Origin of the sequence: Dechloromonas denitrificans, from assembly GCF_020510665.1 — a bacterium.
GTDB classification, from domain to species: domain Bacteria; phylum Pseudomonadota; class Gammaproteobacteria; order Burkholderiales; family Rhodocyclaceae; genus Azonexus; species Azonexus denitrificans_B.
Window position 1 is genome coordinate 2,896,498 of record NZ_CP075187.1, and the last position, 17,638, is coordinate 2,914,135.

General features: G+C 60.9%; 15 protein-coding genes and 1 pseudogene. 10 read left to right on the plus strand and 6 right to left on the minus strand.

The genetic code is table 11. The features are described 5' to 3' along the window. Positions 1–38: 38 nt before the first annotated feature. From KI614_RS13715 to KI614_RS13740, 6 genes and pseudogenes are all read right to left on the minus strand, one after another. A complete protein-coding gene (locus KI614_RS13715; RefSeq protein WP_226404550.1) occupies positions 39–1,511 on the minus strand; it encodes an IS1182 family transposase in 1,473 nt (490 codons plus the stop codon). 58 nt (positions 1,512–1,569) lie between these two features. Next, positions 1,570–2,799, minus strand: a pseudogene (locus KI614_RS13720) (IS3 family transposase). A 127-nt stretch (positions 2,800–2,926) separates the two neighbouring features. Then, entirely contained in the window at positions 2,927–3,694 is a 768-nt protein-coding gene (gene rsmA / locus KI614_RS13725; RefSeq protein ID WP_226406225.1) for a 16S rRNA (adenine(1518)-N(6)/adenine(1519)-N(6))-dimethyltransferase RsmA, read from the minus strand. Further along, positions 3,691–4,701, minus strand: coding sequence for a 4-hydroxythreonine-4-phosphate dehydrogenase PdxA (gene pdxA / locus KI614_RS13730; RefSeq protein ID WP_226406226.1), 1,011 nt, complete (start codon positions 4,699–4,701; stop codon positions 3,691–3,693). The genes rsmA and pdxA overlap by 4 nt, the downstream gene beginning before the upstream one ends. Beyond that, entirely contained in the window at positions 4,701–6,005 is a 1,305-nt protein-coding gene (locus KI614_RS13735) for a peptidylprolyl isomerase (protein ID WP_413464157.1), read from the minus strand. Before KI614_RS13735 ends, pdxA begins: the two co-directional genes overlap by 1 nt. Before the next feature lie 5 nt (positions 6,006–6,010). Then, positions 6,011–8,554 (minus strand): LPS-assembly protein LptD, encoded by a 2,544-nt coding sequence (locus KI614_RS13740; protein WP_226406228.1) that lies wholly within the window; start codon positions 8,552–8,554, stop codon positions 6,011–6,013. Positions 8,555–8,642: 88 nt separating this feature from the next. Between KI614_RS13740 and KI614_RS13745 the strand changes: the two genes are divergently transcribed. The 10 genes from KI614_RS13745 to KI614_RS13790 all read left to right on the plus strand — a co-directional run bounded on the left by KI614_RS13745 (position 8,643) and on the right by KI614_RS13790 (position 17,637). Then, positions 8,643–9,656 carry an aminoglycoside phosphotransferase family protein gene (locus tag KI614_RS13745; protein WP_226406229.1) on the plus strand — a complete coding sequence of 338 codons (1,014 nt, stop codon included), beginning with the start codon at positions 8,643–8,645 and terminating at the stop codon, positions 9,654–9,656. 13 nt (positions 9,657–9,669) lie between these two features. Further along, entirely contained in the window at positions 9,670–10,341 is a 672-nt protein-coding gene (gene murU / locus KI614_RS13750; RefSeq protein WP_226406230.1) for an N-acetylmuramate alpha-1-phosphate uridylyltransferase MurU, read from the plus strand. Then, positions 10,338–11,636 carry an aminopeptidase P N-terminal domain-containing protein gene (locus tag KI614_RS13755; protein ID WP_226406232.1) on the plus strand — a complete coding sequence of 433 codons (1,299 nt, stop codon included), beginning with the start codon at positions 10,338–10,340 and terminating at the stop codon, positions 11,634–11,636. The genes murU and KI614_RS13755 overlap by 4 nt, the downstream gene beginning before the upstream one ends. Next, a complete protein-coding gene (locus KI614_RS13760; protein WP_226406235.1) occupies positions 11,629–12,831 on the plus strand; it encodes an FAD-dependent monooxygenase in 1,203 nt (400 codons plus the stop codon). Before KI614_RS13755 ends, KI614_RS13760 begins: the two co-directional genes overlap by 8 nt. 67 nt (positions 12,832–12,898) lie before the next feature. Continuing rightward, on the plus strand, positions 12,899–13,774 hold the full coding sequence (locus tag KI614_RS13765) for a 1,4-dihydroxy-2-naphthoate polyprenyltransferase (RefSeq protein WP_226406237.1): 876 nt from the start codon (positions 12,899–12,901) through the stop codon (positions 13,772–13,774). 82 nt (positions 13,775–13,856) lie between these two features. Beyond that, positions 13,857–15,146: an NCS2 family permease gene (locus KI614_RS13770; RefSeq protein WP_226406239.1), complete on the plus strand. Its 1,290-nt coding sequence runs from the start codon at positions 13,857–13,859 to the stop codon at positions 15,144–15,146. 10 nt (positions 15,147–15,156) lie between these two features. After that, positions 15,157–15,711, plus strand: a complete 555-nt coding sequence (locus tag KI614_RS13775; RefSeq protein ID WP_203467635.1) for an adenine phosphoribosyltransferase — start codon at positions 15,157–15,159, stop codon at positions 15,709–15,711. A gap of 1 nt (position 15,712) precedes the next feature. Next, complete coding sequence (locus KI614_RS13780; protein WP_226406241.1) at positions 15,713–16,273, plus strand: hypoxanthine-guanine phosphoribosyltransferase; 561 nt, start codon at positions 15,713–15,715, stop codon at positions 16,271–16,273. 117 nt (positions 16,274–16,390) lie between these two features. Continuing rightward, positions 16,391–17,404, plus strand: coding sequence for a tRNA dihydrouridine synthase DusB (dusB, locus tag KI614_RS13785; protein ID WP_203467637.1), 1,014 nt, complete (start codon positions 16,391–16,393; stop codon positions 17,402–17,404). Next, positions 17,401–17,637: a Fis family transcriptional regulator gene (locus KI614_RS13790; protein WP_203467638.1), complete on the plus strand. Its 237-nt coding sequence runs from the start codon at positions 17,401–17,403 to the stop codon at positions 17,635–17,637. Before dusB ends, KI614_RS13790 begins: the two co-directional genes overlap by 4 nt. The last annotated feature ends 1 nt before the right edge of the window (position 17,638 follow it).

Consider the following 17,638-nt stretch of genomic DNA (forward strand, 5'->3'; position numbering starts at 1 on the left):
TTTGTTTTTCTGGTTGGAAATCAGGGAGACTCCTGGCTTCAAGCCGAAGCGAGGCGGATTCTGAAATTCAGGTTAGGAACCCCGATCTGCCAAAGATGGCGGGCGAATGGGGCGGCAAAACGGGTTCGTGCGAGGATTTTGGCCAATAAGGCTGCCGCCTTGCGGGCCAGCAACAGGGCCATCTTCTTCATGTTCTGACAGGCCGCCGAGAGCAGGCACTGCGCTTGCACCTTGGCCAAGCCACGGAAACGGGCGTAACGGTGGCCGTGCAACTCCTTGGCATCGGCAAAACTGCGCTCCACCGTTTCCTTGCGCCGGGCGTACAGCCGTTTGCCCAGGTCGCTCAGGCGATTGGCGTTGATCGCTTCCTTGAAACCTTCCCAGAGATGCCGGGTCACGAGCTTCTGATGGTTCCGGCTCTGCGTGCATTGCCCGCGCACGCCGCAATCGGCACACCGCGCCGGGTTCGAGGCGTATTCGCGATAACCCAGCCGGTTGGTCGTCCGGTACGGTAGAACCTCCCCGGCCGGGCAGCGGTAGCAGTCCTGGACCGCATCGTAGAGATAGTCCCGTTTGTAGAAATAGCCATCGCGGTGTGTGGGTCGCTTGTAGCCCATCACCCCGAACAGTGCCCGCTCGAGAATGCCCTTGCAGACTTGCGGGGTGAAATACCCGGCATCCAGCCCGACGGCGCCCACGGCCAGATCAAAGCGCTCCATGACCCGATCCAGGCGGGCAAGGTAGGGCTGGCTGTCATGGACATTGCCCGGCGTGACATGGGTATCGACGATCAAAGCATGCACGCCATCGACAGTCCGGTGATCCAGATAAAAGAAGCCGGTCGGCTTGTTGTCGCGGGCCATGAAACCTGCGTCGGGATCGACCGTGCTGACCTTGACCTCCTTCATCGGCGGTGTCGAATCATCGTCATCACGCTTGAGCGGCTTCTTGCCCGCGGCGGCTCGGTCCGTTTCGATGGCTGCATCCAGTTCGGCCAGGTAGGCCGCAGGGGTTTGCTCGACCTGATGCACCTCAAAATGCCGTTTGTTGGCATTCGCCTTCAGATGCGTGCTGTCCGTGTAAAGCACCCGCCCGCCAATCAGCTTATGCTCAATGGCTTGCTCGACAATCCCGTCGAAGATGCGTTGCTCAATGTCCGTCCCGACAAAGCGGCGACGCCGATTCTGCGACAGCGTCGAGGCATCCGGCACTTTGTCCGTCAGTCGAAAGCCGAGAAACCAGCGGTAAGCCACATTGACCTCTATTTCCTTCACCAGCCGTCGCTCGGAGCGAATCCCGAACAAGTAGCCAATGAACAACATCTTGAACAACACCACCGGATCAATCGCTGGTCGGCCATTGTTCTCGCAATACAGGTGCTGGGTCGCTTCACGAATGAAATCAAACCGGATGTGCTGGTCGAGCAGCCGGAGCAAGTGGTCTTTCGGGACCAATTGCTCCAACGTCACCATCTCCAGTTCCGTTTGGGCGGGGTAGACAGGCTTGAGCATGCCTGCATTATGACCCGTCCTAATCTAGGTTGACACCTGTTGCGACGGATTGGCCAGCTTAATTGCTGGCCTTCAAAGACGCCCGATGAACCTCATCGGGCGTCTTCAATTGTAGCGAGAAATGCGGTCTCTCCTGGTTGTAGATGGCGATGGATTGACTGACCATGCGGCGTGCCTGATCGAGATCGTCGGGCTGCTGGAGTAGAAACTCCTGCTTGAGAATGCCATTAACCCGCTCTGCCAAGGCGTTCTGATAGCAATCATAGCCGTCCGTCATTGAGCAGATCACCCCGTGTTTCTGATGAATAGCTTGGTACTCATTAGCGCAGTATTGGACTCCACGGTCTGAATGATGGATCAGCAGCCCATTTCCCTGACGCCCCTTTAACGCCATCTTCAAAGCCTGGCTTACCTCAGTCGTGTGCAGGCGGTCATGGACGTGGTAACCCACAATCTTGCGTGAATAGGCATCGGTAATCAGGCTCAGATAGGCACAGCGCTCACGGGTAGGCAAATAGGTGATATCGGCAACCCAAACCTGCTCGCTCGCCTCGGCGCTAACCTGATCCGGTCCCGCTTTCAGCAAATTGGGATGGCGCCGGAAATGGTGGTGGCTGTCGGTCGTCTTGTGATACGCCCGCTTGGTTGGCACCAACAGGCGATTCCAACGCAACAGATCGAACAAGGCATCGCCCTTCGGCCGCTAGCGTCGGGCCAAGCAGGTGATGTAGCTTGCGCGTCCCCAGTCTGGGCTGATGCAAGCGCTTGGCCTTTACCAACTCAAGAACCCGTTCGTACTTGACCTCATCGTGCACTCGACGCTGCTGCCACTGGTAATGTGCCTGCCGGCTGATGCCCATATAGCGGCAAGCCCTCGATACACTCAGTCCTTCGACGGACTTTTGCGCGAGGACTTGCCCACAGGCTTTTTTACCACGCGAACTCCATAGTCCTTCTTCAAAACGTCAATGACCGCTTCGAAGAATTGGGATTTCTCTCGGGCTTCCTTGAGTTGGACTTCCAGCTCCTTGATCCGCTGTTCCGGCGTCTGGCCCTGGCTGCTCGCTGATGTTCGGGTTGGCTCACTCATGCGGCCGTATGATGCCATCGGCCCCCAGTTCTGGCGACCATGCTTGCGTAACCAAACCAAGACCGTCGATCTGCCCTGGATACCGTAACGCTGCTGGGCTTGCTTGTAGCTCAGTTCGCCTTTTTCTACCTGCTCAACAACGGCCCGTTTAAAAGCCAGCGTGTAGTCTCGCTGTGTCCTCTTAACCCCTGACTCCATCTGACTGCCCCTTTCGTTCTAGAAAAGGTGTCAACTTCATTCAGGACGGGTCATTATAAAAAATAAAGCCCCCAATCGCTTGGAGGCTTTGTCAGCAGTCTGAAAAACCCGCCAGAGGCGGGTTTTTTTACGTCAGGTAATTGGCGATGCGCACGTAGTCATCGACCGAGAGGTCTTCCGGACGCCGGGTCGGATCGATCTCCAGCGCGGCAAAGCCGGCATCATCGAGCGTTCCCTTGAGCGTATTGCGCAGCATCTTGCGGCGCTGCGAGAAGGCGGCAAGCACAACATGCGAAAGCTTGGTGTGGCTCTTGGCATGCAATTCGGCCACATCCTTCGGAATCAGCCGAACGACGGCGGATTGCACCTTGGGCGGCGGATCGAAGCTTTCCGGCGGCACATCGATCAGCCATTCGAGATGGAAGCGATATTGCAGCATGACCGACATCCGGCCGAAATCGGACTCACCCGGCACAGCCACCATGCGCTCGACGACTTCCTTCTGGAGCATGAAATGCATGTCGTAGACGATCTCGGCATACTCGGCCAGATGGAAAAGCAGCGGCGTCGAGATGTTGTACGGCAGGTTGCCGACCAGATGCAACTTGGTGCCGATGCTGGCGAAATCGAAGGCCAGCGCATCGCCGGCATGGATCGTCATGCGCGCCGGCGGATACTGTTTTTTCAGGCGCGCGATCAGGTCGCGGTCGATTTCGACAACATGCAGATGGTCGATCCGGTCGAGCAGCGGCCGGGTAATCGCCCCCAGGCCGGGACCGATTTCGACCAGCGTATCGCCGCGTTGCGGATTCACCGCCGAGACAATGGCGCCAATAATCCCCTGGTCGACCAGGAAATTTTGCCCAAAACGCTTGCGCGCGACGTGTTCTTTCATTGTTTTACCGCCATTCTGGCCGCTTCGGCGACCGCTTCAAACAGACTACCGGGATCGGCCCGGCCGCTGCCGGCCAATTCAAGGGCTGTGCCGTGGTCGACCGAGGTACGGATAATCGGCAAACCCAGCGTGACATTGATGCCCTGGCCGAAGGTCGCGTATTTAAGCGCCGTCAGGCCCTGGTCGTGATACATCGCCAGCACGGCATCGCCCTGCGCCAGGATGGGCGGGGTGAACATCGTATCGGCCGGATAGGGGCCGCTCAGCGCCATGCCTTCAGCCTTCAGGCGCTCAAGCACCGGGCTGATCACATCGATTTCCTCGCGACCGAGATAGCCGCCTTCACCAGCATGCGGATTCAGGCCGGCGACGAGGATGCGCGGCCGGGCCAGAGCGTATTTGCGGCGCAGGTCGGCATCAAGGATGCGCAGCGTTTTTTCCAGAATGTCCGGCGTGATCGCCGCCGAAACATCCTTGAGCGGCAAGTGCGTCGTGACCAGCGCAACGCGCAGGGGCCCCCGCTCGGTATTGCCGGCCAGCATCATGACGACCAGCGGCGTCGCCGTCTTTTCGGCGAGATATTCGGTGTGACCGGTGAAATGCACGCCGGCCTCGTTGATCACGCCCTTGTGCACCGGCGCCGTCGCCATCGCGGCGAACTCGCCCGACTGGCAACCGGCCAGCGCCCGGTCGAGCAGGGCCAGCACGTAAGCGCCATTGGCCGCATCGAGCTGACCGGCAACCGATGGACGGGCCAGCGGCAGGTGCAGGACATCCAGCGTCGGCCGGCCGTTGACAATGGAGGTTTTGCTGCGGTCGACCGCGACACCGGGCTGAAAATCACGCAATTCGATCTCCAGACCAAGCGCCTGGGCGCGCGCTTCAAGCAAACTGCGGTCGCCGAGCACCACCGGATGTGCCTCACCGGCATAAGCGGCCAGCCGCAAACACAGTTCAGGCCCGATGCCCGCCGGTTCGCCGCTGGTCACCGCAATCAGCGGACGCATTACTTCTCTTCGAGCCGGTTTTCAACGTAGGCGCGGTCACGCAGCTGGCGCAGCCAATCCTGGAAAGCTTCGTCCAGCTTGCGCTCGCGCAGGGCTTGACGGGCCGCACCACGCTGACGCTCGGCCGAAACGTCGCGCTCGCGCCGTTCCAGGGGCTGAATCAGGTGCATGCCGAAAGGCGACTTGATGACCGGGCTGATTTCATTGATTTTCAGCGCATCCATCGCGCGCTCGAAATCCGGCACGGTGTCGCCTGGATTCAGCCAGCCAAGCTCACCGCCCTTGGCCGCCGAGCCATCCTGCGAATACAAGCGTGCCTGTTCGGCAAAATCAACGCCGTTCACAATGCGCTCGCGCACCGTTTCCAGCTTGCGACGGGCCTCCGACTCGGAAACAATCTCGTTGATCCGGATCAGGATGTGACGCGCCCGGGTCTGCTGCACCGAAGCCGGGGCGCTGCCGCCACGCTTGTTGAGCAGCTTGACGATATGAAAGCCGGCCGAGGAGCGCAGCAATTCGCTGACTTCACCGGGTTTCAGCTTGCTGGCAGTTTCGGCATACAGCGCCGGCATGCGGTCGAGCAAGCGCCAGCCAAGGTCGCCACCTTGCAGGGCATCCTGGGCATCGGAAAAAGCGGCGGTCAGCTCGGCAAAATTCTCGCCGGCACGCGCCCGCTTCAAAGCCTGTTCGCCGCGCAAACGCAGCTTTTGCAACTGTTCCGGACTGGCCGACTCGGGCGCCCGCAGCAGAATGTGCGCCAGCTGATATTCCTCGCTGCCGCCCGACGCTGCCTGGTTGGCCAGGTAGTTATCGATCTCGCCATCGGAAATGACCAGCTTGCTCTCGACTTCACGTTCACGCAGCCGGACCATGGTCATTTCGCTGCGAATTTCCTCGCGGAACTTGGCGTACTGGATGCCATCCTTTTCCAGCGCCTGACGGAACTGCTGCGGCGTCATCTTGTTATTGGCGGCAATCCGGCCAATCGCCTGGTCGAGCTGGGCATCATCGACCCGCATGCCCGATTCCTTGGCGAACTGGAGCTGGACACGATCCATGATCAGGCGCTCGAGCATCTGGCGTTCAAGCTCCTCCTGCGGCGGCAAGGGCGTGCCCTGCTTCTTGAGCTGCTTGAGGGCGGAATCAAGACGCGTGCGCAGGTCAAAGTAAGTGACGACTTCATCACCGACGACCGCCACGATGTGATCAGCTTCCTTGGGCTCTTCGGCCGCCGAGAGCGGCAAGGCCAGCAAGCTGCCCAGGCAAGTGATCAGGAGAAGCAGATGACGAATTGAATTGTGCATGATGGTCATTGAGAGGTAAGCAGACTGCCGCTGTTGGGCAGTTCGTTGGTTTTCCCGTAGCCGGGAATACTACGCCGCAGCAGCTGGATCGGATTCGAACCGACACTGCCGAAGTCGTTGAGTTCAAGTTGCAGGAAGAAGGTGGTATTGGGCGTGCCGGAGATGGCTTCGAGGCGCTGCACGACGGCACGCGTCGCCCAGCAGCCGGCGTTGTATTCCAGGCCGCCAATGGCCTCAAGCAACTGCTTGTCACGCAGCGAGTAGTTGTAGCGCCCGACAGCGTACCAGTTGGCGCTGAGCGGCCACTGGCCAGCTAGGTCGATCTGGTCGACCTGTGAAATGGCGGTCAGTGGGTCGCGGGTATAACGGTAGCTGGCGCTGAGCACCTTGCCCAGTTCGGGCTGGAAACGCATCCCCAGGGAGACCCGTTCGTTGGTTCCCTTGTTGTAGTTGTATTCCCAGGCAGCATCGGCATAGGTTTTGGGCAAGACCAGACCGTTGACCGCAGCAACCAGATTGGAGAAATCAGCCGTCCGGACCGACTCGGTCGGCAGAGTCACGCGCTGCTGCTTGAAGTAGTAACGCTGGCCCAGCATCGCCTTGAAACGTTCGACACCGGTATTGGCATCGAGCAGGCGCGTCGTCAATGCGGCCGTCAGCTGGTTTGCGTCATTGATCCGGTCAAAACCGCTGTAACGGTTTTCAGCAAACATCTGGGCAAAATTGAAGTCGGTCAGGCCGGAGTCAAAAACCGGAATCTTGCTCTGGTCCTTGTACGGAATGTTCAGATAGTAAAGGCGCGGTTCCAGCGTCTGGATGTAATCGCGGTCGAGCCAGTTGCTTTCACGTTCGAAAATGACCGACGAATCGAGCGACACAATCGGCAGTGTACGGCTCATGCTGGTCGGCTCGCCATTGACCTGATTACCCAGCGAATACTGGGTCGCATGCACGCCTATTTTCGGGGTGATCTGGAAGGCGGGATGGACAATCGGCAGGGAAACCTGCGGATAGAGCACCATGCGCTGTCCGTTGACCTTTTCCGGGTGGATGAAGTGTGAATACTGGCCGATCACGCTGAGGTCGGTTTTCAGCACATTGGCCTTGTAACCGACGAGATTCAGCTGCGGCTCAAGAAAGTAGGGACGCGCGATGATGTTGGTCGGATCCGTCTGCAAGGTCTGGTAACGCAAGACCTGCATGCTGGTACTCAACCAAGGTGCGGGCGAATAACCGATGGCAACCTGTTTGGCCAGTTGTGTCTGAGAAGTCTGCAGCAGACGGGAAGACATGTCTTCCCAGTAATGGTCGTCCGAGACGCCATTCCAGTTGATCGTCGATGTGAAGCCGCGCCCCAGATTGTGTTGATGCTGGATGTTGTAAGCGTAGCGTTCGCGTTTTTCAATCTCGTCGTGCGGCACATACTCCAGACGGGTCATCCCGTTGTAGTTGTAGTCGAGATAACGCGCTTCGGCCCCCAGTTGGAAACCGCGCTTGGTCATGTAGCGCGGATTCAGCGTGGCATCGTAATTGGGAGCGATGCTCCAGTAATACGGCGCCGTGACATCGAGGCCGTTTTTGGTCGACGTCGAGAAGAAGGGATGCAGGAACCCCGAATGACGACCATGATTCAACGAAAAAGAGGCCAGCGGAGCATAGAAAATCGGCACATCCTTGAACCAGACGGAGGCGTGGGTGGCATCGCCGACATCCCGGTCGTAATCGAGGAACATTTCCGAGGCGCGCAGGTACCAGTCCTGATCACCCGGCTTGCAGGTCGAATACGTCGTGTTCGTCAGGCGAATATGATTCTCGCCTTCGAAATCGGCCCGTTCGGCACGCCCGCTCGCCTCCGAAGGACGGCGGGTCGGCGCAGTCGTCGGCAAACCATAGCTGTTCGGCACATTGAGCATCATCGGCGCACCGGTCACCACCGTTGAATTGGCCGAAGCCACGGTGACGATCGTTTGCTGCGTCCGGTAGAAGCGGCTCGTCACTTCCTTGACGATGTGGTAATCGGCCTTTTCGGCAAAACCGATCTGTTCGGAAAGCTTCATCCGCAGATGCGGCGTATCGACTTCCATCCCTTCCTGCAGCAGGCGAACCTGCCCGGTGGCATCCACCTCATCCTCAAGCGGCCAGTAAATCACCTTGTCGGCAAATACTTCCGTTCCCGCCTTGCGCAGCACCACCTCGCCACTGGCATCGGTCACGTCATCGACCTGGCCTTCAATGTTGTCGGCCACGATAAAGAGCGGATAAGCATCGCCTTTTTTCAACTCAACCGGATGGTCGACCCCGATACCGGGCAGCAGCGGCGCCTTTTTCTTGCCCAGCACGTTGAACTTGCGCTCGACCCGCAAGCGGACCGGAGTGTCATTCGCCGCCAGCTCGATGACTGCGGTCGACGCAGCCGCAGGCAGCGAATTGCTCTCTCCCTTGACCGGCAGCGGCAAGCGCAGCGGGTCAGTGGCAGCGTGGCTCACCTGCATGCCGGCAAACAGGCAACAGACGATGACAGCGAGCGGGCGACGGGAAAATCCGGTCATTGAGTCGATCAGATGAGGGGCGATACCGGAAGACCCGGAACCCGAGTGTTAAAATCGTGGCATTTTACAACGAACCCACTCCCATCCGATGTCGCGCGATCAACTTGTTACAGACTGGGTCGCCAGTCGCTTCCCCGGCCAGACCGTCCAAATCACTCCGGCCTCTGCCGATGCCAGTTTCCGCCGCTATTTCCGGCTGATCTGGCCGGACGGCAGTACGCGCATCTTGATGGACGCCCCGCCCGAAAAAGAAGACTGCAAACCCTTCATCCATGTTGCCGGCCTGCTCGCCAAGGCCGAACTGGCCGCCCCGCGCATCCTCGACAAGGATCTCGACAACGGTTTCCTGGTCCTCACCGACCTCGGCCGCATCGGCTACCTCGACGCCCTGAATGCCGACCTGTCGATGGCCGACATGCTGATCCGCCCGGTCCTCGACGTGCTGGTCAAATGGCAGCTATCAAGCAAGGCCAGCACCCTGCCGCCCTACGACGCCACATTGTTGCGCCGCGAACTCGATCTCTTCCCGGAATGGTTCATCGGCCGCCACCTCGGCGTGCAGCTCGACGACAGCGAAAAGCTGATGCTCGACCGGACCTTCAAATTCCTGATCAACTCGGCGCTGGCTCAGCCGAAAGTTTTCGTGCACCGCGACTTCATGCCACGCAACCTGATGGTCGTCGAGAGCGAAGCCCGCCTGACGCCGGGCATTATCGATTTCCAGGATGCCGTAATGGGACCGATCAGCTACGACGTCGTCTCGCTGTTCCGCGACGCCTTCATCTCCTGGGAAGAAGAACAGGAAATCGACTGGGTTGTCCGCTACTGGGAAAAAGCCCGTGCCGCCGGCCTGCCGGTTCGTGCCGATTTCGGCGACTTCTGGCGCGACTACGAACTGATGGGCCTGCAGCGCCACCTCAAGGTGCTCGGCATCTTCTGCCGCCTGAAATATCGCGACGGCAAGGAAAAATACAGCGAAGACCTGCCGCGCTTCATGAACTATGCGCGCAAGACCGCCGGCCGTTACGTCGCTTTGAAGCCACTGCTCAACTTGCTCGACAAGCTGGAAGGCAATACCGACCAGATCGGCTATCGCCGCTAAGCGAGAAGCTGCCATGAAAGCCTTCATCCTGGCCGCCGGACGCGGCGAGCGCATGCGCCCGCTGACCGACCACACGCCCAAGCCATTGCTTCAGGCCGGCGGCAAGCCGCTCATCGTTTGGCATCTGGAACGACTTGCGGCAGCCGGTTTCAAGGAAGTCGTGATCAATCACGCCCATCTCGGCACGCAAATCGAGCAAACGCTGGGCGATGGTGCGCCATGGGGCCTGAACATCCAGTACTCGCCTGAACCGCCGGGTGCGCTGGAAACCGCCGGCGGCATCGCCACCGCCCTGCCACTGCTCGACGAGCAGCCTTTTCTGGTGGTCAATGGCGACGTTTATTGCGACTGGGATTTCAATCGCGCCAGGCAGTTGACCGCGAAAACTGCCCATCTGGTGATGGTGGCCAATCCGGCCCACCACACCGCCGGCGACTTCAGCCTGGACGGCGAACGCGTCATCTACGCCCATGGAGAGCAAACGCTCACCTACGCCGGCATTGCTGTTTTTTCGCCATCCTTCTTCGCGAGCATCCAACCTGGCACGGTGATGAAGCTACGCCCGCTGCTCGATGCCGCCATTGCCACCGGATCATTGACCGGGGAACGCCACACCGGTCGCTGGGTCGACGTAGGTACGCCGCAACGCCTTGCGGAACTGGATCAGGAACTCAAAAACGCATGACCCACGCTCACTTTCTCGCCCGCCGCAAGCGCCTGTTGAAAACCATCGGCGACGGCGTCGCCATCGTGCCGACCGCGCCGGAAGTCATCCGCAACCGCGACGCGCACCACCCCTTCCGTTTCGACAGCTACTTCTGGTATCTGACCGGTTTCCCGGAACCGGAAGCGGTCGTCGTGCTGATCGGCGGCAAGAAACCGAAGTCCATCCTGTTCTGCCGCGAAAAACATGAAGAGCGCGAAATCTGGGACGGCTACCGTTACGGTCCGAAGGCTGCCAAAGTCGCTTTCGGCTTCGACGCGGCCTATCCAATCGAACAGCTCGACAAAAAACTGGCCGAACTGCTCGTCGACCGCGACACGCTGTGGCACGCCGTCGGCCACGACGATGCCTGGGATGCACGCATCGCCAGGGCGCTGAATGCCGTGCGCGCCGAGAGCCGGGCCGGCAAGCGGGCACCGCGCGCGATCCACGACCTGCGTTTCGAACTCGACGCCATGCGCCTGATCAAGGATGCCGCCGAAGCCGAAATCCAGCAACGCTCGGCCGACATCGCCAGCGCCGGCCACGCCCGCGCCATGCGCGCCTGCCAGCCGGGCATGGCCGAGTACGAACTGGAAGCCGAACTGACTTACGAATTCAGGAAGCGCGGCGCCGACGCGCACGCCTACACGCCCATCGTCGCCGGCGGCGCCAACGCCTGCGTGCTGCATTACGTCGAGAACAACAAGATCCTCAACGACCACACGCTGGTGCTGATCGACGCCGGCTGTGAAGTCGAAGGCTACGCCGCCGACATCACCCGCACTTTTCCGGTCAATGGCCGGTTCAATGCGGCGCAGAAGGATGTGTACGAAATCGTCCTCGCCGCCCAGGGCGCCGCCTTTGCCGCCACCGCCCCCGGCCGTCATTTCATGGAAGGCCACGATGCTGCCGTGCGCGTGCTGACCCAGGGCCTGATCGACCTCAAGCTGCTCCAGGGCGATGTCGACAACCTGATCGAAAAAGGCGATTTCCGCCGCTTCTACATGCACCGCACCGGCCACTGGCTCGGCCTCGACGTGCACGACGCCGGCGAATACAAGGTCGGCGACGCCTGGACCACGCTGCAGCCGGGCATGACGCTGACCGTCGAGCCCGGCCTCTACATCCGCCCCGGCGCCGACATTCCGCCGGCGCTGGCCGGCATCGGCATTCGTATCGAGGACGATGTGCGTGTCACCGAAACCGGGTGCGACATCTTCACCACGGCACCGAAGACGGTGGCCGAAATCGAGGAAGTGATGCGCCATGACTGAAGCCATCGTTGAACAAGCCGACATCCTGATCGTCGGCGCCGGCCCGGTCGGCATGACGCTGCATCTGGCACTCGCCGCCGGGGGTCGAAAATCGCTGCTTCTGGACCGTCGACCGCACCCGGCAGGAAGTTCCCTTGGGGCGCAACACGCCCTGCCAAGCGACCCGCGCGCCCTCGCCCTGTCGCATGGCGCCCGCCAGTTGCTCGAACAGATCAACAGCTGGCCAAACCGCGCCGCGACGCCGATCGAAACCATTCACGTCTCGCAGAAGGACGGTTTTGGTCGCACGCTGATCGACCGCAGCGACTACGCCCTGCCGGCGCTCGGCTACGTCGTTCGCTACAGCGACCTGGCCAATGCGCTGGCCGCCAACCTGGCCAGCGACGCAGTGCTGGCCGAAGCTGAGATCCTCGACATCACACCCGGCGACAATCAAGTCACCGTCACGCTGCGCCACGCCGGGCAACTACGCATGATCCGCACCCGACTGCTGGTGCACGCCGAAGGCACACCGGGCGACGATCCGGCCGTCAAAGTCAGCGACTACGTCCAGCACGCTGTCATTTGTGAGGTCGCCCCGACGCCCGGCCACAACCGGCGCGCCTGGGAACGCTTCACGCCGGACGGCCCACTCGCCCTGCTGCCGTTGGGCAACGAATACTCCATCGTGTTCACCCTACCGCCCGACAAGGCTGATGCAGTAATGAACATGAACGACGCAGATTTCATCGCCGCCCTGCAGCAACAATTCGGCGCGCGCATGACATTCAGCCAGCCCGGCCGGCGCAGCCGCTTTCCGCTCGCCCTGCGCCTGCGCGATCCACTGGTCAAGGGCAACGAAATCTGGATCGGCAATGCCGCCCAGACGCTGCACCCGGTTTCCGGACAAGGGTTCAACCTGGGCATCCGCGACGCCTGGCAACTGGCTGAAATCCTGCTCAAAAACGGCGTCGACCGCGAAAAAGCCGAACCGGCGTCCGACTGGCGCCAAAGCCTGCAAGACTACGCCGCCCAGCGCCAACTCGACCGGCAAGGCAGCGCCTTCTTCACCGATCGGATCGTCCGCACCTTCTCGAATGATTTCGCGCCGCTCAAACTGGTCCGCGGCCTCGGCTTGCTGGCGCTCGACGTTTTCCCGCCGGCCCGCCACTTCGTCGCCAAGCGCATGATCTGGGGCGCCCGCGCCTGGCCTTGATCCAGCCCAAAGCCGGATATACCGGCCATCGCTTAAAGTGCCCGACCTGCCACCCGCCCCGCAAGACATGAAAACAAGCACCGCCTGGTTTCTCGCCTGCCGCCCGAAAACACTCTCCGTATCGTTGTCGCCGGTGCTGGTCGGGACGGCAATCGCCTGGCACGACACCGGTGTGCTGCTCTGGTTGCCACTGCTCGCCGCGGCATGCGGGGCAGCATTCATCCAGATTGGCACCAATCTGTTCAACGATGTTGGCGATTTCCTGCGCGGCACCGACACACCGGAACGCCTCGGTCCCAGACGCGCCACTGCGGAAGGCTGGCTGACAGCGGGCAAGGTCAAGGCCGGCGCCTGGCTCAGCTTTGCCCTGGCGTTCCTGTGCGGCATCTATCTGGTCATGCACGGTGGCTGGCCGATCATCGCCATCGGCCTGGCTTCGCTGGCGGCCGGCTGGGCCTACACCGGCGGACCGAAACCGATTGCCTACGGTCCACTCGGCGAAATCTTCGTTTTTGTCTTTTTTGGCCTGATTGCCGTTGGTGGCAGCTACTACCTGCAAACCATGAGCCTGAGCATGACCGCCCTGATTGCGGCCAGCCTGGTCGGGCTGCATGCGGCGGCGGTAATCACGGTGAACAACTATCGCGATCTCGACGGCGACGCCGGCAATGGCAAAAATACGCTGGCCGTGCACCTTGGTCGGCCGGCCACGCAGCAGGTTTATCTGGCTGAAATGCTGCTGCCTTATCTCCTGCTGCCGCTGCTCAGCCGGCCACTCGGCTGGCTGACACTCCTGCCGGCACTTTCCCTGCCGCTCGCGCTGCGGCTCGCCCAGCGTTTCCGCAGCGAGGCCCCCGGCCCGGTGTTCAACCAGATACTGGCCGCCAGTGCCGGACTCCAGCTGTTGTTTGCCCTGCTCCTGACCGCTGCTTTCTGTATTTAGCCATTCCCGAGCCAATACGACGACCGGCCAAGCGGCCCAACTCTTGGTAAAATTCGCCGCTTTCTCCGCGGAGCACCCCCCCATGCTTGAACGCCTGTTCCAGCTCAAGGCTCATGGCACCACGGTCCGTACCGAGCTACTCGCCGGCCTGACCACCTTCCTGACCATGGCTTACATCGTCTTCGTCAATCCGGACATCCTGTCCGCGGCCGGCATGCCGAAAGACGCCGTTTTTGTGGCCACCTGCCTGGCCGCCGCCATCGGCTCCGGGATCATGGGGCTGTACGCCAACTATCCGGTAGCCCTGGCACCGGCCATGGGACTGAACGCCTATTTTGCATTCACCGTGGTCCAAGGCATGGGCTACACCTGGCAGACCGCCCTGGGCGCGGTATTTATTTCCGGGATGCTGTTCATCACCATCAGCCTGTTCAAGGTTCGCGAATGGATCGTCAATGCCATTCCAACCTCGCTGAAATATTCGATTTCAGCCGGCATCGGCCTCTTCCTGGCGATCATCGGCCTGAAAAATGCCGGTCTGATCACGGCTCATCCGGCCACATTGCTCACCCTGGGCGATTTGCACACGCCGGGACCGCTGCTCGCCTCGGCCGGCTTCATGCTGATCGTTGCACTGGAGTACCGCAAGGTACCGGGCGCCATCATCATCGCCATTCTCACCGTCACCTCGGTATCCGCCGCCTTGGGCCTCAGCGAATTCCACGGGGTCGTCGCCGCGCCACCATCGCTGGCCCCGACTTTCCTGCAGATGGACCTGGCCGGCGCACTCAATGCCGGCCTGCTGGCGGTTGTCCTGACCTTCTTCATGGTCGAACTGTTCGATGCCTCCGGCACGCTGATCGGCGTTTGTCACCGGGCCGGCCTGCTCGACCAGAACGGTCGCCTGCCGCGCCTGAAAAAAGCCTTGCTCGCCGACTCGCTGGCGATCACCGCCGGCGCCTGCCTGGGCACTTCGTCCACCACCGCCTACATCGAATCGGCAGCGGGCACCGCAGCCGGTGGCCGCACCGGGTTGACCGCCGTCGTCGTCGCCCTGCTGTTCCTGGCCGCCGCCATCTTTGCCCCACTGGCCAGCACGGTCCCGGCCTACGCTACGGCCCCGGCGCTGTGCTATGTCGCCATCCTGATGTCGCGCGGACTGGCTGAAATCGAATGGGACGACCTGACCGAAGCCACGCCGGCCGTCGTCACCGCGATCACCATTCCCTTCACTTTCTCGATTGCCCACGGTATTGCGTTTGGCTTCATTTCCTACGTTGCCATCAAAGTACTCGCTGGCCGCAGACGTGATGTTTCACCGACGGTGGCGCTGATTGCCGCTGCCTTCATTGCCAAATTTGCGCTCCTCTAAGACCCACTTCATGCACACCGATCCCCTGTTCGACACCGCCTTCCTGCGCCAGCGCATCCGCACCGTGGCCGATTGGCCCAGCCCCGGCGTCCAGTTCCGCGACATCACCCCCTTGCTACAGGACCCACGCGCCTTTCGCGTTCTTGTCGAAGCCTTCGTACTGCGTTACATGAATGCCGATATCGACTTGGTCGCCGGCATCGACGCCCGCGGTTTCATTCTCGGCAGCGTCGTTGCCCACCAACTGAATCGCGGCTTCATTCCGGTCCGCAAGAAGGGCAAGCTGCCGTTCACCACCGTCTCCGAAGAATACGAACTCGAATACGGCAATGCGACGGTCGAAATTCATACCGATGCCGTCCAGCCTGGCCAGCGCGTCCTGTTGATCGACGACCTGATCGCCACCGGCGGCACGATGATGGCCGCCGCCCGACTGCTGCAACGCCTCGATGCAACCATCGTCGAAGCGGCCGCCATCGTGGACCTGCCCGAACTGGGCGGCTCGGCGCTACTCAAAGCCGCCGGCCTGCCGATTTTTACCGTATGTGATTTTGCCGGACACTGAAATGACCACCCATCTCGAAGAAATCCGCCGAGCCATGGCCGAAGCCGACTGCCTGGCCAGCCCAGAACAAGTCAACAACGCGCTCGACCAGATGGCCCGCGCCATCACCGCAGAACTGGCCGAGACCAATCCGCTGGTCTACACCGTGATGAACGGCGGCCTGATCATTGCCGGCCGCCTGCTCGCCCGCCTCGATTTCCCGCTCGAAGTCTCCTACCTGCACGCCACCCGCTACGGCCACCAACTGGAAGGCAACAGCCTGCTCGATTGGCGCGTTCGTCCAACCCAGGAAATCAAGGGCCGCACGGTACTGGTTGTCGATGACATTCTCGACGAAGGCCACACGCTCAAGGCGATCTGCCAGTACTTGCAGGAAGAAGGCGCCGCTCGCGTGTTGACCGCGGTACTCGTGCACAAGGATCACACGCGCAAGGCCACGCCCGGCATGCGGGCCGATTTTTCCGGCCTCGACATCCCGGATCGCTTTCTTTTTGGCTGCGGCATGGACTACAAGGGCTACTGGCGAAACGCCCCCGGCATCTACGCCTTGAAAGGCCATTAAGCACCAGAATGGGGCGTCTTAAAAATGGCCTTTTCGGCTGATTTGACTATTTTTTAGGCGGCTACTGAGGTACAATCCGCCCCTTCCCGAAACACCCTGCCCGGTCTTTTTGCGCCCATGGAATTTGTCGGTTTCAACCTTCGCAACAACCTGTTCGTCGCGCCGATGGCCGGCGTGACGGATCGTCCCTTCCGCCAGTTGTGCAAGAAAATGGGCGCCGGACTGGCTGTTTCCGAAATGGTCACGTCGAATTCGCTGCTTTACGGCAGCGCCAAGACCCTGCGCCGCGCCAACCATACCGGCGAAGTCGCGCCGATCTCGGTACAGATCGCCGGGGCCGACCCGAAAATGATGGCTGAGGCCGCCCGCCACAACGTGGACAACGGCGCCCAGATCATCGACATCAACATGGGCTGCCCGGCCAAGAAGGTCTGCAACGTGATGGCCGGCTCGGCGCTGATGCAGGACGAAGAACTGGTTGGCAAGATTCTCGACGCCGTCGTCGGGGCCATTCCCGATACGCCGGTCACGCTCAAATTCCGCACTGGCTGGAACCTGGCCAACCGCAATGCACCGACCATCGCGCGCATTGCCGAATCAGCCGGCGTACGCGCCGTTGCCATCCACGGCCGGACGCGCTGCCAGCAATACACCGGCGAAGCCGAATACGACACCATCGCCATGGTCAAGACATTGATCAGGATTCCCGTCATCGCCAATGGCGACATCACGACGCCGGAGAAAGCCAAGCACGTACTGGACGTGACCGGCGCTGATGGCGTGATGATCGGTCGCGCCGCCCAGGGCCGCCCCTGGCTGTTCCGCGAAATCGAACATTTCCTGAAAACCGGCGAGCACCTGCCGCCGGCCGAAGTCACCGAGATTCACGAGATCCTCAAGGCCCATCTGGTCGATCTCTACGATTTTTACGGCCCGGAAACGGGTTTCAAGGTCGCCCGCAAGCACATCTCCTGGTACACCAAGGGGCTGGTCGGGTCGGCGGCCTTCCGTAAGGAAATGAACGTCCTGCCGAGCATCGACCAACAGATGCAGGCAGTGAACGACTTTTTCTGCCGCCTGGCGGCAGAGCATCAACATTTGAAATACACAGAGGAGGCGTTGGCAGCATGAGCCAACAACAAGATATCTCTGCTTGCGTGCTGGGGGCACTTGAGCAATATTTTCGCGATCTCGATGGCGAAAAACCCTGCGCAATCTACGACATGGTGCTGAAAAGCGTTGAACGGCCCATGCTCGAAGTCGTTCTCGCCAAAGCGGGCAGCAATCAGACACTGGCGGCGGAGATGCTCGGCATCAACCGCAACACGCTGCGCAAGAAACTCACCGAACATCAACTTCTGTAAA